Source organism: Pseudomonas sp. GW821-FHT01D09 (assembly GCF_059422465.1).
In genome coordinates this window covers 257,841-278,735 of sequence record NZ_JBWKWY010000001.1, presented here as the reverse complement: position 1 = coordinate 278,735, position 20,895 = coordinate 257,841, and the positions used below count along the sequence as shown (strand labels likewise).

Sequence of the window (20,895 nt, the reverse complement as noted above, 5' to 3'; positions counted from 1 at the left end):
TTCATCAACAAGAGGCAACCCAATGAAAAATATCCTGCTTGCACTCGTGGCCCTGGGCGCGGCACTGAGCCTGCCCACCGCTGTCGCCGACGATGGCGCAGCGCTGTTCAAGAGCAAACCCTGCGCGGCCTGCCACACCATCGACAGCAAGATGGTGGGGCCGGCGCTCAAGGACGTCGCGGCGAAGAACGCCGGGGTCAAGGACGCAGACAAGACCCTGGCCGGCCATATCAAGAACGGCACCCAGGGTAACTGGGGGCCGATCCCGATGCCGCCAAACCCAGTCACCGATGCCGAAGCCCTGACCCTCGCCCAATGGGTGTTGAGCCTGAAATAAGCACAAGGAGCACGCCATGCAAGTCTCGATGATCGGTTCGGCCATGGCGCTGCTCTTCCTCATTCCCGCGCCGGTGCACGGAGCACCGGCGCCGGCGCGCCAGGTCCAGCTGGAACACCTGTTGACCCAGGACTGTGGCGCCTGTCACGGCCTGCACCTGACCGGCGGCCTGGGCCCGGCCCTGACCCCGCAAGCCCTGGCCGGGCAAACCCGCGACACCCTGATTGCCACCGTGACCTATGGCCGCCCTGCCCTGGCGATGCCTGGCTGGGCACCGTTGCTCGATGCCGGCGATATTGCCTGGCTGGTCGACCGCCTCCTGCAAGGAACCCCCGCACCATGATCCGTCCCCTGCTTGCCTGCATTGCCGGCCTGTTGCTTACCGCTTGTGTCCAGCCACCGTTGCGCGGCAGCGGCGACCTGGGCCTGGTGATAGAACGCGCCAGCGGCAGCCTGCTGATTATCGACAGCAGCAACCAGGCCCGCCTGGCCCGGGTCGAGGGGCTGGGCGACCTGTCCCATGCCTCGGCGGTATTTTCCCGGGACCAGCGCTACGCCTACCTGTTTGGCCGTGACGGCGGGTTGACCAAGGTCGATCTGCTGACCCAGCGCATCGACAAACGCCTGATCCAGGGCGGCAACAGCATCGGCGGTGCGATCAGCCAGGATGGGCGCCTGATTGCCGTGTCCAACTACCAGCCCGGCGGCGTCAAGGTGTTCGACGCCGCGACCCTGCAACAGGTCGCCGATATCCCGGCCACGCCCCTGGCCGATGGCAAGCGCTCGCGGGTGGTGGGCCTAGTCGATGCGCCGGGGCAACGCTTTGTGTTCAGCCTGTTCGATACCGACGAGATCTGGAGCGCCGATTTCAGCCAGGGCAATACCCCGGCCATCACCCGCTTCACCGGCATTGGCCGCCAACCCTATGACGCGCTGATCACTGCCGATGGCCGTTACTACATGGCCGGGTTGTTTGGCGAGGACGGCATGGCCCAGCTCGACCTGTGGCACCCCGAACTGGGGGTCAAGCGCGTGCTTGCCGATTACGGCCGCGGCCAGGCAAAACTGCCGGTGTACAAGATGCCGCACCTGGAAGGCTGGGCCGTGGCCAGCAACCAGGCCTTCGTGCCCGCCGTGGGCCGCCACCAGGTGCTGGTGATGGACGCGCGCACCTGGCAACAGACCGCCACCATCGCCGTGGCCGGCCAACCGATTTTTGTCACCGCACGGCCCGACGGGCGCCAGTTGTGGGTCAACTTTGCCTACCCGGACAACGACCGGGTGCAGGTACTCGACACTCAAACCCACCAGGTGGTCGCGGACCTGCGCCCCGGCCCCGGTGTGCTGCACATGGAATTCACCGGGCGCGGTGAGCAGCTGTGGCTGTCGGTTCGCGACGGCCAGCAGGTGCAGGTCTGGGATCCTTATCGTTTGACCTTGCTCAAGACCCTGCCGGCCGACAGCCCCAGCGGCATCTTCTTCAGCAGCCGCGCGCAAAAAATGGGGTACTGAGATGGAACTGGATGAACTGACCGCACGCCTGATCGACCGCTATCAACACGGCATGCCGCTGTGCGCCGAGCCTTACCTGGAAATGGCCCAGACCTTAGGTTGCAGCGAACGCGAGCTGCTGGCCTGCCTGCAACGCCTGGAACTGGCGGGCGCGCTGTCGCGGGTCGGGCCGGTGTTCGATCACAGCCGCGCCGGCGCCAGTACCCTGGCCGCCCTGGCGGTGCCCGCCGAGCGCCTGGAGCAGGTGGCGGCGCGCATCAGCCGCTACCCCGAGGTCAATCATAACTACGCCCGCGAGCATCACTACAACCTGTGGTTTGTGCTGACCGGGCCCAATCGCCGCCATCTGGAGCAGATTCTGGAGGAGCTGGAAAAGGACACCGGCCTGATCCCCCTGGACCTGCCCATGCTCACCTCTTATCGCATCGACCTGGGTTTTGCCCTGGGAGTCCATCCGTGATCGCCCCGCTGAACCATGAACAATTGCTTGACCTGCGCCAGTGCCTGGAGCGCGGGCTGCCGCGCGTTTCGCGGCCCTATGAAAACCTTGCCGAGCAGATCGGCGCCCATCACCTGCAAGTGCTGCAACAGATGCAACAGTGGCAGGAGCAGGGCCTGTTCCGTCGGGTCGGCCTGGTGCTTAACCATCGCGCCCTGGGCTATGTGGCCAATGCGATGCTGGTGCTGGATGTGCCCGATGCGCTGATCGATGAAGTTGGCCAGCGCCTGGGCCACGCGCCGGGCATCACCCTGTGCTACCAGCGGCCACGGCGTTTGCCGCACTGGCGCTACAACCTGTTCTGCATGGTCCATGGCCGTGAGCGCGAAGCGGTACAGGCACAGGTCGAGGAGCTGCTGCAACAGCATCTGCTCAGTGACCTGCCCCACCACCTGCTGTTCAGCACGCGCATGTTCAAGCAATGCGGCGGGCGTTTCGCACCGCCGCCGTCACAGGTATGGGCCCATGGATGAACTCGACCGGCAACTGATCAACCGCCTGCAACGGGGCCTCCCCCTGGTGCGCCACCCATGGCAGGCGGTGGCCGCAGAGCTGCACAGCACGCCCGACGAACTGCTCGACCGCCTGCACCTGCTGCTCGAAGACGGCGTGCTGACGCGCTTCGGGCCGATGTTCGATATCGAGCGCCTGGGCGGCGCGTTCACCCTGGCCGCCCTGGCGGTGCCCGAAGCCCGCTTTGAACAGGTCGCGGCGCAACTCAACGACCTGCCGCAAGTGGCCCACAACTACCGCCGCGAGCATCCCTGGAACATGTGGTTTGTGCTGGCCTGCGCAACCTGCGACGACCTCGACCAGACCCTGTCACACATCCACGCCATCACCGGGCTTGAGGTGCTTAACCTGCCCAAGGAGCACACCTACCATGTCGGTCTGTACTTCCCGGTTTGACGAAACCCTGGCCCAGCGCCTGATCCATTTGACCGAAACCGGCCTGCCCCTGGTGGAAGACCCCTGGACCTGGCTCGCCGAGCAATTGGGCATCAGCGTCGAATCCACCCTCGACCTGCTCAAGCGCTTGCAGGGTGAAGGCGCGATCCGCCGGATCGCTGCCGTGCCCAATCACTATCGCCTGGGCTACCGCCACAACGGCATGACCGTGTGGGATGTGTGCGATGAACAGATGCCGCGCCTGGGCGAGCTGATCGGCGCCCAACCCTTTGTCAGCCACTGCTATCGCAGGCCCAGGCGTGCGGGCTGGCCCTACAACCTGTTCGCCATGGTCCATGGTCGCAGCCGCGAAGAAATCGACAGTTACCGCGAACACCTGCGCTTCCTGCTGGGCGATGCCAGCCGGGCGGACGAGATGCTGGTGAGCAGTCGTATCCTGAAAAAAACCGGCTTGCGCCTGAGCTCTCCCCTCGCGCCTACACGTGCGCGCTGAAGAAGGAACCTCTTATGCTTAGGATCAGTCATTACCTGCGCACCCTGGCCGGCCAATGCCCGCCTCCACGCAGCGCCAAACCCGGCAGCCCGCGCGCGCCGGTGGTGATCTGGAACCTGTTGCGCCGCTGTAACCTGACCTGCAAGCACTGCTATGCCACCAGCGCCGACAGCGTGTTCCGCGATGAGCTGGACACCGAGGCGGCGCTGAAGGTGATCGATGACCTGCACGAGGCCGGAGTCAAGGTGTTGATCCTCTCGGGCGGCGAGCCCTTGCTGCGCGAGGACCTGTTCCAGCTCAGCGCCTATGCCCGCGCCAAGGGCTTTTTTGTCGCCCTGTCGAGCAATGGCACGCTGATCGATGAAGGCAATATCCAGCAGATCGCCGAGGCGCGTTTTGACTATGTGGGCATCAGCATCGATGGCTTGAAGGCCACCCACGATGCATTCCGCCAGAGCGAGGGCAGTTTCGAGCGCTCGATGCATGCCATCAGCCTGTGCCGCCAGGCCGGTATCCGCGTGGGCCTGCGCACCACCCTGACCCAGGAAAACCACGCGCAACTCCCGCAATTGCTGGCCTTGATGCGTGAATACGATGTGCAGAAGTTCTACCTCTCGCACCTCAACTACAGCGGGCGCGGCAAGCGCAGCCGGCAACTGGACGCCCATCAGCAGATGAGCCGCGAGGCCATGCTGATGATTTTCCAGCAGGCCTGGGAGGACATCCAGAACGGGGTGGCCAGCGATTTTGTCAGCGGCAACAACGACGCCGACGCCGTGCTGTTGCTGCAATGGGTGCACCAACACTTGCCGGAACACTACCCGCAACTCGAACACCTGCTGCACGCCTGGGGTGGCAATGCCTCGGGCAGCGGCATCGCCAATATCGACAACACCGGCGAAGTGCACCCGGACACGTACTGGTGGCAACACTCGGTGGGCAATGTGCGCCATACCTCATTTCGCGAGATCTGGCTGGAGCGCCCCGACCCGTTGCTGCTGCGCCTGCGCCAATACCCACGCCAGATCGGTGGCCGTTGCACCGAGTGCCGCTGGCTGGGCATCTGCAACGGCAACACGCGCACCCGCGCCTGGGCCGGTGGCGACCTCTGGGGCCCGGACCCCGGTTGCTACCTCAGCGACGCGGAAATCGCCCGAACGCCACCCACCCTGATTCCTTGCTCGGCACGCTGAACCACCGGCCGGCCACCTGGTGACACAACCGGGGGCCGCCAACCTGATGATGAACCAAGGAAGTCTCATGCACTCATCCCACGCGTTACCCTCCGTGCTGCACAGCCCCTTCCACCCCGGCGAAGTCGCCCTGGTCGGTGCCGGCCCCGGCGACCCGCGCCTGCTCACCCTGCGCGCCTGGAGCCTTTTGATGCAGGCCGATGCGGTGGTGTTCGACCGCCTGATCAGCGCCGAACTGCTGACCCTGATCCCACTGACCTGTGCCCGGCATTACGTGGGCAAGGCCAGCGGCTATCACAGCCTGCCCCAGGAACAGATCAACGAGCTGCTGGCCGAACTGGCCCAGCAGGGCCAGCGAGTGGTGCGGCTCAAGGGGGGCGACCCGTTCGTGTTTGGTCGCGGTGCCGAAGAGCTGGAGTACCTGCTGGCCCAAGGTGTGTCGTGCCAGGTGGTACCCGGCATCACGGCGGCCTCCGGCTGCAGCGCCTACGCGGGTATCCCGCTGACCCACCGTGACCTGGTCAACTCGTGCCGCTTCGTCACCGGGCATTTGCAGCGCGACGGCGAATTGAAGTTGCCCTGGGACAGCCTCGCCGACAGCAGCCAGACCCTGGTGTTCTACATGGGCCTGTCGAACCTGGCGATGATCGCCGAGCGCCTGATCGGTGCCGGCCTGCCCGCTGATACACCGGCGGCGCTGATCTGCAACGGTGCCCGCGCCGACCAGCAGGTACATCGCGGCACCCTGCGCCTGCTACCGGCCCTGGCATTGATGTGCGAACCCGGCGTGCCGACCTTGACGGTGATCGGGCAGGTGGTCGACCTGTTTGCCGACGCCGCCCTGCACTACCCCGCCAGCCTCGCGCCCGCGCACCTGGCGGTGTCCAGGGTGGCGGTATGAAACGCCTGTGGCTGGTGCCGCTGCTCTGGGCCAGCGCCGCCCATGGCGCAACCGATGCCGCCGCCGATTACCAGCAGCACTGCCAGAGCTGCCATGGCGTCAACCGGGTCGGCAGCAGCGGCCCGGCGTTGTTGCCCGAGAGCCTGGGGCGAATCAAGCCGGCCGAGATACGCCAAGTGATCGAACATGGCCGCCCGGCCAGCCAGATGGCGGCATTCGCCCCGCTGCTGACGGCGCAACAGATCGACGCCCTGGTGAGTTTTCTGCAACAGCCGCCCGCCACGCCCGCGACCTGGAACGAACAGGATATCCGTAGCAGCCATCGCCAATTGGCCGACCTCAGCCAACTGCCGAGCACCCCGCAGCACCACGCCGACCCGCTGAACCTGTTTGTGGTGGTGGAGTCCGGCGATCATCACATCACTATTCTCGACGGCGACCGCTTTGAAGTGCTCGACCGTTTTGCCTCGCACTTTGCCGTGCACGGCGGGCCGAAGTTCTCCCCGGACGGGCGCTTTGTGTACTTCGCCTCACGCGATGGCTGGATCAGCCTGTATGACCTGCACAACCTCAAGCTGATCGCCGAGGTCCGCGCCGGCCTCAATACCCGCAACCTGGCGGTGAGCAAGGACGGGCGCTGGGTGCTGGTGGGCAATTACCTGCCAGGCAACCTGGTGGTACTGGACGCGCGCGACCTGTCGCTGGTCAAGACCCTACCGACACATTCGCGGGTCAGCGCGGTGTACACCGCGCCGCCGCGCAACAGTTTTATCGTCGCCCTCAAGGATGTGAATGAGGTCTGGGAGTTGTCCTACGCGGCCCCTACCCCGAACTTCGAGCCCCGGCGCATCCAGGCCCAGGATGTGCTCGATGACTTTTCCTTTTCCCCCGACTACCGGCAACTGCTCGCCACCTCGCGCAAGGCCGGTGGCGGGCAAGTGATCGACCTCGATAGCGGCAAAGTGGTCACCGATATCGCGCTGTCGGGCATGCCGCACCTGGGCTCGGGGACTTACTGGCAACGCAACGGGCAGTGGGTGTTTGCCACGCCGAATATCAGCAAGGGGCAGATCTCGGTGCTGGACCTCAAGACCTGGAAGCTGATCAAGGAGATTCCCACCCTTGGACCGGGGTTCTTTATGCGCAGCCACAGCCACTCGCGCTATGTGTGGAGTGATGTGTTTTTTGCGCCGGGCAATGATGCCATTCACTTGATCGACAAGCAGACCCTGGAAATCGCCCATACCCTGCGGCCCATGCCGGGCAAGACCGCAGCGCATGTGGAATTCACCCAGGATGGGCGTTATCTGCTGTTGAGCATCTGGGACCGCGAGGGCGCGTTGATTGTGTATGACAGCCAGACGTTGCAGGAGGTCAAGCGTCTGCCCATGAACAAACCTTCGGGCAAGTACAACGTGGGCAACAAGATCGAGTTTGCCGAAGGGACTTCCCATTGATGCAGGAGCCCGGCCGGCTCCTGCCAGGGGCCCCGTGGCTGGTCAAAAGGCGTAAGTGGCCGACACGCTGACCACTTCGCCCTTGGCCTCGGACTTGCCATCCAGCGAGGCCGCACCGAGGCGGTCAACGTTCTTGCTCTTGAGTTTCACCGTCTGCACAAACTGCCGCGAATAAGCACCGTCGATACTCAAGCCCGCAATGGCCCGGATGTTGTAGCTAAAGCCCAGGGAGGCAAAGATCCGATCACCATCCGGGATACGTGGGTCGCGGGTCGCGTTACGGGTCGGCGTCTGGTCAAAGGCCAGCCCGGTGCGCACGGTAAAGTCGTCGGTAAGCTTGTAGTCGCCACCGAAGGCATACATCCAGCTGTTCCTGTAGTTGTACGGGATCGACACAAGGGTGCTGCCATCAGACTTCAAGGTCAGCGCCTTGAACGATGACCACTGGATCCAGGTGGCGCTGGCCCCCAGGGTCAGGCGCTCAGAAAACTGGTGGACCCAGTCCAGGGAGGCATGGGCGGGAATGTCCAATTGAGCAGAGGCATTGGCGCCACCGGGGTAGAGACGCAGGCCGGGATACGCCAGTTCGACCAGGGTTTTGCCATCCGACACGGGGAGAGTCATCAGGTCGGTCGACAGGGGGTCGGCGTAAATGTTGTATTGCCCCTCCAGTCGGTTCTTGATTTTGGCGTGATAGTTGAGGCCCAGGGTGTCTTGTGACGTGGGCTTCCAGGTCGTTCCCGCAAACCAGCCCAGGGAGGTGTTGTCGACCTTGACGCGTATCAAGGCGTGGCCCTGGCCTGCCGGAAACGGCAGATAGCCCAGGTCTGGCGACTGCGCGGCGGCGGCATACAGATCGACGTTCTGGCTCACAAAGCCTTTGGTGTGCTGAACAATGGCACCACCGCCCACGGCAAACTGGTCATTGACCTTGAACGACAGCGAGCCGGTCAAGCCCACGGTTTCGATTTTGGTGTCTACCGCAAAGTCGCGGCCTTTCCAGTCCTCGTCCCAGGTCGTACGGGCGCCCATGGGCACCACCTGGCTCAGGCCAAAGGCAAAGCGCTCGTTGATCGGGACCACCATAAAGCCGGTCGGGGCCCAGGCCTCGAACCCGCCCTGGCCACCGTTACCGGTGCGCAGGGTCGAGGTCGTGAGGTCGGTATCGGGATCGTAGACGATGCTGGACCCGGGATTGCCAGCGTAGTCATAGGCAGCGCCGCTGTATTTGATGTCGATATTGGCGTAGGTGATGGTGAACTGCGAGAGGGGTTTATCAATGAACGCCATGGCCGCCGGGTTGTTATAGGCTGCCGATGGATCGTTCTGGAACAGCGAGCCTCCGCCAAACGCGCGCCCCCATCCTGAAGCGCCATAAGTGGGTGTCAAAAACCCGCCCGCCTGGATAGACCCCGCGACCATAAGCCCCCCTAACAGTATTAGGCCGAGCAATATCTGGATCGGTTGTTTCTTATGACTCATGCACGCGACTCCTATTTATTGTTATTCACCCATGGCTGACGATCTCGATATGAACGACAGCAACAGGTGCCTATAAAAGGCACCTGTCTTTTTCAACGGATGCTCATAACATTCCGTATCGGATGAGACTTATGGAGAAACCGTGAAGGCCGGGGTTGGCTTCACGTTAAGTGCGCTGATCTTGCACTTGCCAACGGTCTGCGTCGAAGGAATGCTCAGCGTGTTGGTAGAGTTATTGAACGTCACCGCAATCGTGGTAGGCGAACTTGCGCAATTACCCAGAATATTGAAGTTGACACCCGACACGGTCCCGGCAAACACGTTTGAGCCGGTACCGGTTGGGGTCAGGGTCCAAGGCAAGCCCAACATAGTAGGCACGCCGCATAAAGGATTGCTGCCACTGACGGTAGCGTTTGTAATCGTCGCGGAAGCCCCATTGGAGGCAACCGAGCCGGAGAAGTTGATGGTGCAGGACACCGGAACACCAAATGAGGCCGGCGAGGAAACCGAAATGGCCCCCGCCGGGGTGCTGAACGCAGCGCCCGCTGGGGCAACGGTCACAGCACTGGCCATCGAGGCGGCGCCCAGGCAAATAGCAAAAGCAGACAGCGAGATAAGGTTTTTCAAGCTTTTCATTATTTTTCCTCACATGGATGGCGAGTTATTTCGCCGGGGTAATGGCCATGATCGAGAAGTCACGGTTAAACCGCAGCCCGCTCTTTCAAGCCAAACTTCAATTCAATCAACCGCACAATAGAGTGCATTTATCTGGATAACTTTTAAGCCAACAGTTTCTTGCAACTACAGGCTCAAATAGATTTAAATCATCGCGAACTATCTGACTTATATAGGGAAGCCATAGCTAATAACAAAGCGCAGCGCAGCCATCGATCTAACTCCCAAATAAACATTTAAAAGTTCGATGAAATATCCTGCCAGGAGCAAAAGAAGAAGCGTCAATCGCACTATGATGAATATATTTTCAAAAAGATTTTTCATAACTCGTATTAAATAATCTACATGAAAAAAGCCCCCGCGCCAGAGGGCATTTTCCATTTGCGAGAAGTCCTACGTTGCCATTGAGAGACGGGTAAAAGAGGCTACATACCAGCCCCATTCACCTTGAGCGCACGCTCCAGAACGAAGCGCTGGAGTGCATCGCCGGGCAGCGCTTGACTGAAATACCAACCCTGGATAATCAGCTCTGCCCCCCCATGGCCCCCGCCCGATTGGAGAAAGGCCAATTGCTCGGCGGTTTCCACCCCTTCCACCACCACCCCCAGGTTCAGCGCTTCACAAAAGCGCAGCATGCCGGTCAAGACCTGCGCGCCCTTGGGGTCTTGCTGGGCCACCACAAAACTGCGGTCGATCTTGATGAAATCCACCGGGAACTGGTGCAGGTAACTCAGCGCGGAAAAGCCCGTGCCGAAGTCGTCGATATAAACCTTGGCCCCAATGGCCTGCAGTTTTTCGATCATCTGCCGGGTCACCTGGATATCCCCCACCAGGGCATCCTCGGTGATCTCCACCGACACCTGGCCGTTGGCCTGGGACAGGATGTCCACCAATTGCCGGCCATACGCCGGGGTCGTCAGGGTGGCGCTGGAGACATTGATGGTGATCGGCAGCGCAAAACCGGTTTTCTGCCACTGCTGGTACTGACGCACCGCCTGGGAGGCCACCCACAAGTCCACGTCCGGCATCAACCGGGCCTGGGCCAGCCACTGGAGGAACTCCCAGGGCGAGTGCACCTTGCCCTGGCTATCCCGGGCCCGCATCAGCGCCTCGCAGCCCGTGCACAAGCCGGTCAGGGAGGACACTTGGGGCTGGTACTCCAGGTAGAACTCGTAGTCGCTGATCTGCTGGATCCGGCTCAATTCACGGGCCTGCCGTGCCAAGGCCCGGTGAGAGGTCAGCACCGGGTCCAACTCCTGCAGGCGTCCTTTTTCTTCGAGCCCGCGAAAGGTCATGTCGAATGACTTGAGGTAAACGGTGCCGCCCTCCACCGCCTGCTGGTGGATCGCCCAGACGTAGGGCGCATAGACCAAGGTCCCGAACCCCAGCAACAGCAGTTGCAGGGCCACCGCCGCCAGGTCGCCCTGGGTACTCAGGTAGGCATTGAGCAGCACCGGCGCGGTAAACGGCACGCTGGCCACCGCCGGCGAGACCCAGCCGGCCTGCACCGCAAACAACGCCAGCAGGGTGTTGAGCGCCGGGACAGCCAAAAAAGGGATAAACAAGCGCGGGTTGAGGATGATCGGCAAGCCGAACAGCAACACTTCACTGACATTGAATAGCGACAGCGGCAGGCTGGCCATAGCCAGCAGGCGCATGGACTGGCTCTTGGAAAACAGCAGAATCGCCAGCAGCAGGCACAGGGAACCGCCGGCCCCGCCAATAAAGGCAAAGCTGCCCAGCAGGCCGCCATTGAGCACGTAGCGGATAGGCTCCCCCGCCGCCTGCGCCATGCCGTTGAGCACCACCGCCTGGTCCAATGCATCAAACAGCGGCTGGAGCGCATACACCCCATGAATACCAAAAAACCACAGCAGCGAATTGATCGCCGTGACAAACAGGCCGCTGCCATAGGGCGACTGCAGCGCCTCGAGCATCTGCGGGCCCTGGAATTGCGCCACCGGGGGCACCTGCAACAGCAACGACAACGTCACCACCAGCAGCAATGCCGTGATTGCCCCCGGCACCACCATATTGATGGTGCCCTTGAGGTTGTGCCCCACCAGGTCCTCGTTGACCAGGCGGGTCCAGCGGTAGCGATGCAACCAGGCAATCGCTGGCACATTGATCAGCGGCGAGGCAATGGCAATAAACAGGATGAAGGTCGCCGCCGCACGTGGAGAGTCACGCAGGACAAAGGTGGCAATGACCACGTACATCAGGCACAGGAACGCCACCGGCAACTGTGGCAATCGGTGCTGGACCGCCAGCATATAGCCGATGGAAGCCGCCACCAGCAGCGGGATCACAGAACTGATCTTGGCATGCAGGCCCGCCAGGAATGCCACCATTGGCGATGAAAACCCCAGGATCCGGGCGCATTCGGATAACAGCAGGAACCCTGCCGAGACCAGCAGGCACGGCAAGATCCATAACAGGCCTTCACGGATGGCTCGCAGCGACTCCGTGCTCGCCAGGGCGGCCAGGCGTTGGGTAAAGAAGAGCTTGAACAGCGTTTGCGCCATGATTGTCTCCTTGCCCGCGGGCCGTCACACCGGGGGCACCCCCTCAACCGGAGCCTGCGACGAGGGCTTAACGCTACACGCCCAGGCCCCGCCAATGAAAGGGGTTTGCCACATTTGGCGTCGAGGCGTTGCCCCTGGGCGTCAGCAGGCATGCAGATGAGGGTGTAATGTTCCAGGCTTTTTGAAACAATGCTGCCCTTCAGGGCCTTGCCGCCCACGCGGGTGCCGCAGGTTTTCGGAACCAACTGCGCCGCAGACAGGTCATGAGCTGTACGGGTCTGTCGACCCACAGGCCGGTATCGAATGACTCGATCCGCAGACCACTTTTACACCCATGGGGGTCGGTACACCGACTGACCCAGCGTTCTCAGGGAGATGGATTGAACATGCAAGGCAGGTTTTCAAATCGTGCGCGACCTTTGCTTTTCACCGTAGTGCTGTGGTTGTGCGGGGTCGCCGTACTGTTTTTGATCAAGGCTGGCGTCGAAGCCGTGGAAGGGCCTATCAGCAAGACCTGGATCGACTTGACCCTGGTACTCGCCGCCTACCTGTTCTTTTTCCTCCTGGACCCACTGCAACAGTGGACGGCCAATCGGCTGCGTAAACGCGCCCGGCGCAAAAGCCGCTACGAACAAGCGTCGTCCTAGAATCTGTTTGCCTGGGAACTGACGCTGCAGCTGATCACCCCGTCCTCTAACGGGCGCGATCCGCGAACCAACGACCCACCACCGAATGTTCACACTGCATGGCCGCCTGCAATTCGTCAGCGGTGATGGTTCGGCGCTGCGGGTCGACACTGAGCGCCACCCGCAATGCCGGCCAGCAACGCCGGGGCAGTTGCCGAGGGGGCGCCAGTCGCGGCCTCGGGCCCGCCCCTTGCGCCGCACGCCCACCCAGTGCCAGGTCATACAACAGGCATGCTGCGCCATACACCTCCGAACTGGCTGACAGCGGCGCCCCCTCCAGCAGTTCCGGTGCGGCATAGGCTGGTGTCCAGGCCGTGAAACGCTGTGGACTCAAGGCCGGCAGCCCGGACAGCGGCGGCCCGAGCGCCTGGGCAAGGCCAAAGTCAAACAGGCGCACCCCGTCAGCGCCCAACATCACATTGCCGGGCTTCACATCGCCGTGCAATACACCTTGCCGATGGATATAACCCAACGCTTCCAGCAGCCCCAAGGCAATAGGGCGCAATGCCTGCCAAGGCACCCCGCGCGGGCAGTTGAGCAGCAACTGGTCCAGGGTCATGCCGCTCATCAACTCCATGGTGAAGAATGCCACTTCACCCGTGGTATCCACCTCAAATGAAAACACTCGCACCACACGCTCGTGCCGCAGGTAGCGGGTCAGGGAAAACTCGCTGTAGAGCAACAGGTGAGCGTCCTGTGACGGGGCCAGGTGCTCGCCGAGCACCTTGAGGGCCACCTGGGACCTCGGTTCACCGAATTGCTCATGCAGCAAGTCACGGGCGCGATAGACAACCCCCATGCCGCCCACCCCGAGCACCCGTTCAAGACGATAGCGCCCGGCCAATAACGCCGGCAGTGGCTGCCCCGGGGGCGGATCGCAGGACTGGGGGAGCTGTTCCATCAGCGTCGGGCCGCTGTGATTGGCGCCGTACGCCCGGCGTTGCGACAGGTATCTTGCCGTGGGCTCATAGTTGCTCCGGTATGCGGAAGGTCCGCCACGCCGCCATCTCGAACGGGTTCGGCGTCCGCTGGCTGGTCAACAGGTAGTGGGCGCGCAGGCCGCCGATATCGGCCTTGAGCAAGCGCGCATCACGCCCATTCAAGGGTTCGCCCTGCAGCAAATCGAACAGGCGGAACAGCGACCATGGCCCGGTGTTTTTTTCAATGCCCAATGGCTGTTGCGCCATGCCTTCGAGCACCAGGCTGCTACGGCCGCCCTCGACATCGGTGGGCCACTGGAACAGCATCGGTACAATCGGCCCATGGCGGTATTCCATCTGCTGGTCGCCGAACCGCAGGATCGCCCGGCTGACCGTGGGGTCCAGGCTATAGGGCGCCAGGGTGAAGCGCACCCCCGGCTCCCCCGGGTCATCGGCAAAGAACGCCTCGCGTATGGTGCGTGCCTTGGCCAGTTGGTCCAGCAACGCCCGTGACATCGGCAGGCTGCGGCCATCCAGGCTGCGCAACCGATAACGGTTGCCATCGCCGATGACAAAGGGCCGCAGGTCATCGTCAAGGAACCGCGCCATCAACCCTTGCGGCTTGAAGAACTCGCGAAAATCATTGAGCGCGACATCGCTGCTGGCATGGGCGCTGAACGGATAGCGCTGCTTGATCGCCGAGGAATAGAACCCATACACCTCACTCTGATAACGCCGGTTCAGGTGCCGGTAGGCCGCGTCGAGCACCAGGCGCCAACTGTCATCCGCTACGCCCGCCAACCAGCCGTTGAGGGGCGTCGGCAGGCGCTCCGTGGCATTGCGCAGGTTACCCAGGGCGTCCCGTTGCCCCTGCATGCGCCGCTTGACCATCTCAAAGGCCGCCCGGTCAGGCTGGTTATCCCGGCCAAGGGTGGCCAATTGCAGTTGCAACGGGTTGAGGGTTTGCAGCACCTGCGACAACTCAGGCCCTGGGTTGTCCTGTTCATCGAGCAATTGATGCAGGGCTTCAAACCGACGCTGCAAAGCGCGCTGTGCGGTGTCAGGCATCCGTTGCGTGGCATTGTCCAAGGCGGCCTGGGCCACTGGCGAACCCGGCTGGAGTGCGTCCAGGCGCTCGACAGGGCTTGAGAAACGGGTGTTTTCCCTGATTTGCTGCAATAACTGCAATAACGGCGAACGGGGTGAGGTCAGGCTCGCCAGTTGCTCGGCCATTTGCCGCGACGTCTCACTGTCCTGTAAACGCACCTGGGCCAATGCGGCACTCCAGGCCTGGGCATAGTCACTGAAATAGCGTTGCTCCAGTTCGACCAGCAGTTGGCGCAGGCCCAGGGCATTGAGTTCCGTGCCCTCCCCCAGCACCCAGTTGTCGCGCACGATGCTATCGACCATCCGGCTGCCCTGCACCGCAAAGAACTGACGGTAGCCCCGCTGGGTGAAAAAGCCCGGAATGGCCTGGTCGATGCCGGTGAACACTTGCTCCTGCGGGTCCAGGTGTTGAGTGAAGCGATAGGGCTCAAGCTCGCTGCCCTGCTCACGCAACAGACGGTAGACCACGCCAGCCAGGGGCTGTGCTTTCAGCACCTGGCGAGCCCGGGCGACCAGCGTTTCGTCGAGCGGCATTGCAAAGGGCTGTTCGAGCAATTGGGCAAAATGTAGGTTCAAACGCTTCTGCAGCGACGGGTCTGTGGGGTAACGCAACGACCACAATTCGGCGACCCGATCCGCCAACCATTGCTTGTCCCGGCGCTCTGGCAGGTTGAGCATCAGGTAGGCGCGCAGGCTGAGGAGTAGCTGCTGGCGGTCGTGCAAGCTGCTGCGCACCTGCAGCTCCAACAGCTCGCGGACCCGGGCCATCAAGTGTTGTAGCAATGCCTGTTGGTAGGCCGTGTCCAGCACCGGGCGGCTCCTGTCACCTTGATACAAACCCGCGAATGGCATCCAACCCGCGCCCTGCGGTGACGCAAAAACCTGGGTGGCTGCCAGTCGGCTATCCAGGAGCGGCACGATCGCCAGGGTCTGGTCTGCTGCAGCGTGGCCACGGACAGGCGTGCGCGCCAATTCACGCAGTTGCTCCAGGCGTTGATGGTTCTGCGAATAGCTGTACATCCACAGTGAACCTGCAGCGCCGAGTACCAGTAAGGCCGCCAGCGCCAAGCCGCGCTGACGCCGACGGATGCGCACCCGTTCCCGGTGGTCCAGGCCGGCCAGGTCGACCTCACCGAACACCACCCGGCTGAACAGCCCCTGGATAAACCGTGGGCGGCTTTGCCCGGCGCCCGACTCACTGCCGGAGCTGGTCAGGTAAAAACCGCGCAAGGCGTTGACGCGCTGGTAACGATGGGCAGAAAACGCCAGTTCAATAAACAGGCACAACCGCTCCCCGATCAGCGCCACCTGCCGGGGGAAATCCAACATACGCCCCCGGCGCTCACCACTGCGCTCCAGATGCAGGCGTTGTATCAATTCCCCACTCAAACGCTGCAGCAAGGCTTCAAAGGCCTGGCGCACTTCGCCAACATCGGTTCCCGCCTGGCCAGGTACGATGTGCTCGCCCAACAGGCCATCACTGGCCTGGCCCTCCGTTCGCTCGAAGAACTCGACAAACCCGGGCAAATGATCCGCCTGCGTCAGTACCAGGTAGACCGGCAACTGCACATGCAAGGTCTGCCGCAGGTCGTGAAGGCGACTGTTGAACTGGCGCGCCATGACGCTCAGTGCCTGCTCGCTGCCATTGAGCAAGGTGTCCACCGAGACTGTCAGCAGTACGCCGCTGAGCGGGCGCGCACGGCGACGGGCTTTCAACAGGTTCAACAACGTCACCCAGCCACCGCTGTCGACCTCACTGTCGATGTGCGCCAGGTAGCGCGCCGGGGTTTCGACCAGTACCCCTTCCTCGGCAAAATACCACTCGCAATGACGTATGCCGCCAGCTGCGTGTGGGTCGCCGGCATCCGTGCGGTCCAATGGCAGTTGTAGCCCGCCGGCCTGCAACAGACGGGTCTTGCCACTGGCGCTGTATCCCATCACCAGGTGCCAGGGCAACTCACTGCGCCAGCGTTCGCTGCGCTTGCCATAGCGGTGCGACGTCTTGAGGGCTTGCAGCGCCTCCTTGAAGCGGCCACGCACGTTGTTCTGCTCATGCTCGACCAGCCCCTTGCGCTGTTTTGGCAGTGCCTGCTCCGGGCCGGCATCATCGCCAGGCAGTTGCCCAGGGTTACGCCGATTGACGAAGACCATCAACAGGCCCCAGGCCAGGAACAAGCCACTGATGGTCAGTAAGCGCGAAGTCGCACCGAGCCAGAAACGCTTGTCGTCGACCGCCAGGAGCGGCCCGAACCACCACACGGCCCAGGCCAGTAACAGCACCAGCAGCAGGCTCCAGACCCAGGTCAGCGCCAGGGCTGCAACCAGCGTTTTGAATAGAGGTTTCATGATTCGCTCCCTGCGTTACTTCGGTGTCCGGGTGATGTCTGGGGTGGTCTGAAGATAGGGCTGGAGCACGCTCTCGCGTTGCTCCCCAAGCACCCAGGCGAACCCCGCATACATCATGCCCAGGCCCACCCCGACAAATACCCAGACCCAGGTGGCCGGAACAATGCGCATCGCCGGCCCAGGCTTGCGGCTGGACGGTGGCCGGGGATCAGTGGCCGGCGGCGCGTCCCCACGCACATGGATGATCTGCCGGTACAAGGCGTCACGAATGCCCTCCAACTGCAGCAACCCGCGTTCCATCACCCGGTACTTGCCTTCAAAGCCCAGTGCCAGGCACAGGTACATCAACTCCAGCATCGCCAGGTGCTTGAACGGGTCCCTGGACAGTCGCTCCAGCAGCTCAAAAAATTTTTCGCCACCAAAGGTTTCGTTGTGGAAGCTGCTCAACAGGCTCATTTGCGACCAGTCGCTCTGGCGCCCCCACGCCGTGGTGCCCACGGCCTCGTCAAGGACGCTGCACAACACGTAGCGGGCCGCCATGATCTGGCTGTCGGGGATTGCGTCGTGGCGGGCCCGCTGTTCAAAAAGCGTGATGCCCGAGGACAGTCGGTCATTGAGCGAGTGCAGGCCTTCACGGGCCGAGCCGCCCTTGAGCCGGACCACCTCCGACAGCAGGTCCCAGGCCGCCGTCACCAGGGGGTTGAGGCCAAGCCTGAAATGCTGCGTGCCCTGCAAATGGGCGGCATGGATCATCCGGTCTTCAAGCTGTTCAAAGCGCGGTGGCGTCTCGAAATCGGTCATGGCGCCCTGTGCCGGGCCGAATCCATGCCGATCCAGCAGGACCGTCTTGTCATCCTGTGGGTATGCCTTGTCCATCGTCATAGGTTCAGTTCCTGATAGCCCAGAATTTCAATTCAAGATCGGCAAACTCGCCGCTGACATGGAAGGCGAATCCGCCTGAATGCTCCAACTGCTCCAGGTCACGGGCACTGAGTTCGAGCATGAAATAGGTTTTGCTGGCATGGAACGGAATCTGCCGTGGCGCCACGGGCAGCGGTTTGACGCTAATACCCGCCAGGTGCAGGTTGACCAACTCGCGAATCCGCTCCACCGGCCCGACCTTGAGGTGCGCCGGCAGCCGCAGGCGCAGTACCTCCGAATCGCAGCGGGCACTGGCGGCCAAAATGAAGGTGGCAGAGCCCAGCAGGTTCAGGTCATTGACCGGGCACACCAGCACACCGTATTGACGGGGCTGCAATACCAGTTCAATGGCGTGTTGCTCCAGCACCATCGACAGGACCGAACGAATGGCCGCCATCAGTTCCCGAAAGCTCGCCCCCTGGTCGCTATGCCGGTAGCGCCCTTCAAAACTGGCGCGTTTGGTATCGCTGGAAAATGCCGAAAGCTCCCCCAACAACCCAAGCAGGGCCTGGTACAACTGGTCAGGGCCCAGGCGGGCCTGGTCCAGGTCGTGACGCAGGATCAACTCGGTCCGGTTGATCAACTGCAGCATCAGGAAATCCCCCATCTGCGCACCGGCCGCCTGGCCAGCATCCTGCAAGCGTTCGGCAATCGCGTCACCGCGAAACGCCAACAGGCTGATCACCTCCTTGAGGCAAGACAACAAAAACGGCGAGCCGTGCAGGTGCATGAACGTCGGGGAGAACACGCTATCAAGCGCAACAACGCCTTGGGCGCTGCAATCCTGGACCTGTGCGACCTTGAGTTTGACGCAGGTCTGCCCCCCAGGATCATCGCCAAGCAGCAAGCGGAAGTCCGGGCGGGCGCAGGTGATGGCGCAGCGCGTGTCTTCGCCGGCATTGGCGTCTCCCACTTCGGCTTCGTACGCGGTATAGCGTGCCACGACGTCAGCCTGCGCCGGCTGGCGTACCTCGACTGCATTGCCGGCGACCATCGGCAAAGCCAGGTACACCGCCTGGCTGCCGCTATTGGCTGGGATTTCCAGTACCAGCGGCGAGGCCGGCTCACGCAGTTCAAACAGGGTGCCGTCAGGCAGTACACCACTGGCCTGGCTGACCACTACCTTGCCCATATCGAGGTATTGCGGGTCGATTTCCAGCGTCAGGAAGCCCCAGGCATAGCCCTGTGCCAATTGACTGCGGCGGGCCAGTTGCTGGTGGTAGTAGCGGTCGTTGTGCTGCAGATGCTGAGGGCGCAACAACATGCCCTCCTGCCAGATCACTTTATCGATCAGCATGTCAGTCACCTGCCTTGGCGGTCTGCAAAGCCGTTGCACGCACGCCGGCTTCGTCGAGCAGCAGATCGACCTGGGTCCGCGACTCGACGGCCAGCGGCACCACATGGCGCCATCGCGCCTGGGGCAAATCCCGGTAGGCCGCCAGCACGCCGAGGTAACGGCTGCCTGGCGTTGCACGGAGCTTCAGCGCGACCTGCTCGCCAGGGCGTAATTCCCACTCTTCGCTGCTGACCAGGTCCTTGGGCAAGGTGTTTTCGGCACGCCCATACAGGCTGAAGAAATCGGCATTCTCGAAGGCCACGGGGTTTCTGAGTTCCAGCAGGCGCACCACGATCGGTGACGGCCGGCCATTCACATCCGGGTTGACCCGATCACTGGCGGTCAACGTCAGGTCCAGCTTGGTCAGCGTCGAATAGGGAGACAGGTTGCTGCAACCGGGCAACAGCCCCATCACAGCCAATAACAGAACAGAGGTGGCACGTGGCATGGGGCTCATCCAGAACAAGGGCTATGAAGGGTGGAAACCAGGCGCACCTGTTCCCTGTAGGCGTTGGCAAAGTCCTCGTTCAGTAGGCGCTCTTCCCAATCGTCGTCCTCGACCAGGCGTTGATAATGGCGCAGATAGGCCCGCCAATAAGCACCGCTGGTGGGGATTCGCGGGGTGTTGCCCTGCTGTTCAAAACGGACCAGCAACTGGCCAGGTGCAAACGCCGCCAGGGCGCCGCGCATGGCCGCCCGACAGCCGGCGAGCAGTGCAACCTGGTGCACCTGTAAATCGCGATATGCCTGGGTAATCGTCAGTTCGCCAGCCCCCTGCAACATGGCCTCCAGCGCTTGCCCTCCCTCGCTCAACAGCCCCAGGTCGCGGGCTGGCGCCTGACCGAGCGAGGTGCCCAGCGCACTTTTCAGCTCTGCATGGGTGTGCAGGTTCTGTTGCAGCCCTTCGATGGCCTGCTTGAGCAAGCCCGCGACCTTGATGGCCAGCGCTTGCCGCCCAGGTTCGTCGAGAGGGTCCAGGCACACGCCCAGCGCCTGGGCAAACGCCCCCCAGAACAGCCCATGGTCATGGGCTGGCGGGATGGTTTCTGTAGGCGGGGAAACCTGCAGGGCAGGCTCGACCAGGGTCGGCATAGGCACATGGTGGCGTTCCACCGTGCTGGTGTCCGCCCAGTTCGAGGGCGTGCTGCTCGGTTCCGGTAGTGGCCGGGCCTGTTGGTCATCCAGGGCACGCACAGGATCCAACTGCAGGAACGCGTCATCAGGGATCAGGTTGTCGCGATGATTCGACGCGTCAGCGGCCGCCACCAATTGCGTGCGCAGATCAAACGGCCCCATCCGCAACACCATGCCTTGGCTGATCGGCCGGGCCTGGCCCTTGCGCAAGCGCACGGCGCCGTCTCCCAGGCGAATGCCATTAGTGCTGATGTCAGTCAGAAAGTACTGATCGTCACGAAAGCTGACCAAGGCATGATGATTGGACAATTGGCGACTGGGGTCGGGAATCACCCAATCGCAATCGGCACCACGGCCGATCACCCCTCCAGCGCCATCAAAGATTTTGCTGCGGGTCGAGCCAGGCATGCCTTGCCCATTGCCACAGACCTCAAATACCAACTGCATACAGGGACTCCTGGC

21 protein-coding genes are annotated in these 20,895 nt (G+C 62.5%); 11 read left to right on the top strand and 10 right to left on the bottom strand.

Going from position 1 to position 20,895, the window contains the following annotated elements:
* Positions 1–22: 22 nt before the first annotated feature.
* The 10 genes from AC07W7_RS01350 (at position 23) to AC07W7_RS01305 (ending at position 7,301) form a co-directional block, all read left to right on the top strand.
* Entirely contained in the window at positions 23–337 is a 315-nt protein-coding gene (locus AC07W7_RS01350) for a c-type cytochrome (RefSeq protein WP_099169696.1), read from the top strand.
* A 16-nt stretch (positions 338–353) separates the two neighbouring features.
* Positions 354–680: a c-type cytochrome gene (locus AC07W7_RS01345; RefSeq protein ID WP_090412681.1), complete on the top strand. Its 327-nt coding sequence runs from the start codon at positions 354–356 to the stop codon at positions 678–680.
* Positions 677–1,849 carry a cytochrome D1 domain-containing protein gene (locus AC07W7_RS01340; RefSeq protein ID WP_495038476.1) on the top strand — a complete coding sequence of 391 codons (1,173 nt, stop codon included), beginning with the start codon at positions 677–679 and terminating at the stop codon, positions 1,847–1,849. The genes AC07W7_RS01345 and AC07W7_RS01340 overlap by 4 nt, the downstream gene beginning before the upstream one ends.
* A gap of 1 nt (position 1,850) precedes the next feature.
* The gene (locus AC07W7_RS01335) at positions 1,851–2,309 is read left to right on the top strand and encodes an Lrp/AsnC family transcriptional regulator (RefSeq protein ID WP_076963276.1); all 459 of its coding nucleotides are present in this window, start codon (positions 1,851–1,853) and stop codon (positions 2,307–2,309) included.
* On the top strand, positions 2,306–2,821 hold the full coding sequence (ahbB, locus tag AC07W7_RS01330) for a siroheme decarboxylase subunit beta (protein WP_076963277.1): 516 nt from the start codon (positions 2,306–2,308) through the stop codon (positions 2,819–2,821). The genes AC07W7_RS01335 and ahbB (AC07W7_RS01330) overlap by 4 nt, the downstream gene beginning before the upstream one ends.
* On the top strand, positions 2,814–3,257 hold the full coding sequence (locus AC07W7_RS01325; protein ID WP_076963278.1) for an Lrp/AsnC family transcriptional regulator: 444 nt from the start codon (positions 2,814–2,816) through the stop codon (positions 3,255–3,257). Before ahbB (AC07W7_RS01330) ends, AC07W7_RS01325 begins: the two co-directional genes overlap by 8 nt.
* A complete protein-coding gene (gene ahbB, locus AC07W7_RS01320; protein WP_495038475.1) occupies positions 3,232–3,750 on the top strand; it encodes a siroheme decarboxylase subunit beta in 519 nt (172 codons plus the stop codon). Before AC07W7_RS01325 ends, ahbB (AC07W7_RS01320) begins: the two co-directional genes overlap by 26 nt.
* A gap of 14 nt (positions 3,751–3,764) precedes the next feature.
* Complete coding sequence (gene nirJ / locus AC07W7_RS01315) at positions 3,765–4,943, top strand: heme d1 biosynthesis radical SAM protein NirJ (RefSeq protein WP_099169692.1); 1,179 nt, start codon at positions 3,765–3,767, stop codon at positions 4,941–4,943.
* Between the two features lie 67 nt (positions 4,944–5,010).
* Complete coding sequence (gene cobA, locus AC07W7_RS01310) at positions 5,011–5,844, top strand: uroporphyrinogen-III C-methyltransferase (RefSeq protein WP_099169691.1); 834 nt, start codon at positions 5,011–5,013, stop codon at positions 5,842–5,844.
* Entirely contained in the window at positions 5,841–7,301 is a 1,461-nt protein-coding gene (locus AC07W7_RS01305) for a cytochrome D1 domain-containing protein (protein ID WP_099169690.1), read from the top strand. Before cobA ends, AC07W7_RS01305 begins: the two co-directional genes overlap by 4 nt.
* A gap of 42 nt (positions 7,302–7,343) precedes the next feature.
* Here the strand turns inward: AC07W7_RS01305 and AC07W7_RS01300 are convergent, their stop codons facing one another.
* From AC07W7_RS01300 to AC07W7_RS01285, 4 genes are all read right to left on the bottom strand, one after another.
* Positions 7,344–8,783, bottom strand: coding sequence for an outer membrane protein transport protein (locus AC07W7_RS01300; RefSeq protein ID WP_236309750.1), 1,440 nt, complete (start codon positions 8,781–8,783; stop codon positions 7,344–7,346).
* Between the two features lie 129 nt (positions 8,784–8,912).
* Positions 8,913–9,419 (bottom strand): alkane oxidation protein activator PraB, encoded by a 507-nt coding sequence (gene praB, locus AC07W7_RS01295; RefSeq protein ID WP_076963284.1) that lies wholly within the window; start codon positions 9,417–9,419, stop codon positions 8,913–8,915.
* 207 nt (positions 9,420–9,626) lie between these two features.
* On the bottom strand, positions 9,627–9,839 hold the full coding sequence (locus AC07W7_RS01290) for a hypothetical protein (protein WP_495038474.1): 213 nt from the start codon (positions 9,837–9,839) through the stop codon (positions 9,627–9,629).
* 44 nt (positions 9,840–9,883) lie between these two features.
* Positions 9,884–11,983, bottom strand: a complete 2,100-nt coding sequence (locus AC07W7_RS01285; protein WP_495038473.1) for an EAL domain-containing protein — start codon at positions 11,981–11,983, stop codon at positions 9,884–9,886.
* Positions 11,984–12,402: 419 nt separating this feature from the next.
* Between AC07W7_RS01285 and AC07W7_RS01280 the strand changes: the two genes are divergently transcribed.
* Complete coding sequence (locus AC07W7_RS01280) at positions 12,403–12,630, top strand: hypothetical protein (protein WP_495038472.1); 228 nt, start codon at positions 12,403–12,405, stop codon at positions 12,628–12,630.
* 46 nt (positions 12,631–12,676) lie between these two features.
* Here AC07W7_RS01280 and AC07W7_RS01275 read toward each other — a convergent pair whose 3' ends face one another.
* From AC07W7_RS01275 to tagH, 6 genes are all read right to left on the bottom strand, one after another.
* Positions 12,677–13,570, bottom strand: coding sequence for a serine/threonine-protein kinase (locus tag AC07W7_RS01275; protein WP_495038471.1), 894 nt, complete (start codon positions 13,568–13,570; stop codon positions 12,677–12,679).
* Between the two features lie 64 nt (positions 13,571–13,634).
* A complete protein-coding gene (gene tssM / locus AC07W7_RS01270) occupies positions 13,635–17,042 on the bottom strand; it encodes a type VI secretion system membrane subunit TssM (RefSeq protein ID WP_495038470.1) in 3,408 nt (1,135 codons plus the stop codon).
* Between the two features lie 15 nt (positions 17,043–17,057).
* The gene (gene icmH / locus AC07W7_RS01265; protein ID WP_495038469.1) at positions 17,058–17,924 is read right to left on the bottom strand and encodes a type IVB secretion system protein IcmH/DotU; all 867 of its coding nucleotides are present in this window, start codon (positions 17,922–17,924) and stop codon (positions 17,058–17,060) included.
* Between the two features lie 4 nt (positions 17,925–17,928).
* On the bottom strand, positions 17,929–19,260 hold the full coding sequence (gene tssK, locus AC07W7_RS01260; protein ID WP_495038468.1) for a type VI secretion system baseplate subunit TssK: 1,332 nt from the start codon (positions 19,258–19,260) through the stop codon (positions 17,929–17,931).
* 1 nt (position 19,261) lies between these two features.
* The gene (tssJ, locus tag AC07W7_RS01255) at positions 19,262–19,747 is read right to left on the bottom strand and encodes a type VI secretion system lipoprotein TssJ (protein ID WP_099169683.1); all 486 of its coding nucleotides are present in this window, start codon (positions 19,745–19,747) and stop codon (positions 19,262–19,264) included.
* Positions 19,748–19,752: 5 nt separating this feature from the next.
* On the bottom strand, positions 19,753–20,880 hold the full coding sequence (gene tagH, locus AC07W7_RS01250) for a type VI secretion system-associated FHA domain protein TagH (RefSeq protein ID WP_495038467.1): 1,128 nt from the start codon (positions 20,878–20,880) through the stop codon (positions 19,753–19,755).
* Positions 20,881–20,895: the final 15 nt, after the last annotated feature.

Coding starts and splice junctions, on each gene's coding strand:
- tagH (WP_495038467.1), bottom strand. CDS start 20,880: ATGCAGTTGGTATTTGAGGTCTGTGGCAATGGGCAAGGCATGCCTGGC.
- tssM (WP_495038470.1), bottom strand. CDS start 17,042: ATGAAACCTCTATTCAAAACGCTGGTTGCAGCCCTGGCGCTGACCTGG.
- AC07W7_RS01305 (WP_099169690.1), top strand. CDS start 5,841: ATGAAACGCCTGTGGCTGGTGCCGCTGCTCTGGGCCAGCGCCGCCCAT.
- icmH (WP_495038469.1), bottom strand. CDS start 17,924: ATGACGATGGACAAGGCATACCCACAGGATGACAAGACGGTCCTGCTG.
- nirJ (WP_099169692.1), top strand. CDS start 3,765: ATGCTTAGGATCAGTCATTACCTGCGCACCCTGGCCGGCCAATGCCCG.
- ahbB (WP_495038475.1), top strand. CDS start 3,232: ATGTCGGTCTGTACTTCCCGGTTTGACGAAACCCTGGCCCAGCGCCTG.
- AC07W7_RS01290 (WP_495038474.1), bottom strand. CDS start 9,839: ATGGAAAATGCCCTCTGGCGCGGGGGCTTTTTTCATGTAGATTATTTA.
- tssK (WP_495038468.1), bottom strand. CDS start 19,260: ATGCTGATCGATAAAGTGATCTGGCAGGAGGGCATGTTGTTGCGCCCT.
- AC07W7_RS01335 (WP_076963276.1), top strand. CDS start 1,851: ATGGAACTGGATGAACTGACCGCACGCCTGATCGACCGCTATCAACAC.
- cobA (WP_099169691.1), top strand. CDS start 5,011: ATGCACTCATCCCACGCGTTACCCTCCGTGCTGCACAGCCCCTTCCAC.
- AC07W7_RS01285 (WP_495038473.1), bottom strand. CDS start 11,983: ATGGCGCAAACGCTGTTCAAGCTCTTCTTTACCCAACGCCTGGCCGCC.
- AC07W7_RS01350 (WP_099169696.1), top strand. CDS start 23: ATGAAAAATATCCTGCTTGCACTCGTGGCCCTGGGCGCGGCACTGAGC.
- praB (WP_076963284.1), bottom strand. CDS start 9,419: ATGAAAAGCTTGAAAAACCTTATCTCGCTGTCTGCTTTTGCTATTTGC.
- AC07W7_RS01275 (WP_495038471.1), bottom strand. CDS start 13,570: ATGGAACAGCTCCCCCAGTCCTGCGATCCGCCCCCGGGGCAGCCACTG.
- AC07W7_RS01300 (WP_236309750.1), bottom strand. CDS start 8,783: ATGAGTCATAAGAAACAACCGATCCAGATATTGCTCGGCCTAATACTG.
- AC07W7_RS01325 (WP_076963278.1), top strand. CDS start 2,814: ATGGATGAACTCGACCGGCAACTGATCAACCGCCTGCAACGGGGCCTC.
- AC07W7_RS01345 (WP_090412681.1), top strand. CDS start 354: ATGCAAGTCTCGATGATCGGTTCGGCCATGGCGCTGCTCTTCCTCATT.
- tssJ (WP_099169683.1), bottom strand. CDS start 19,747: ATGCCACGTGCCACCTCTGTTCTGTTATTGGCTGTGATGGGGCTGTTG.
- AC07W7_RS01340 (WP_495038476.1), top strand. CDS start 677: ATGATCCGTCCCCTGCTTGCCTGCATTGCCGGCCTGTTGCTTACCGCT.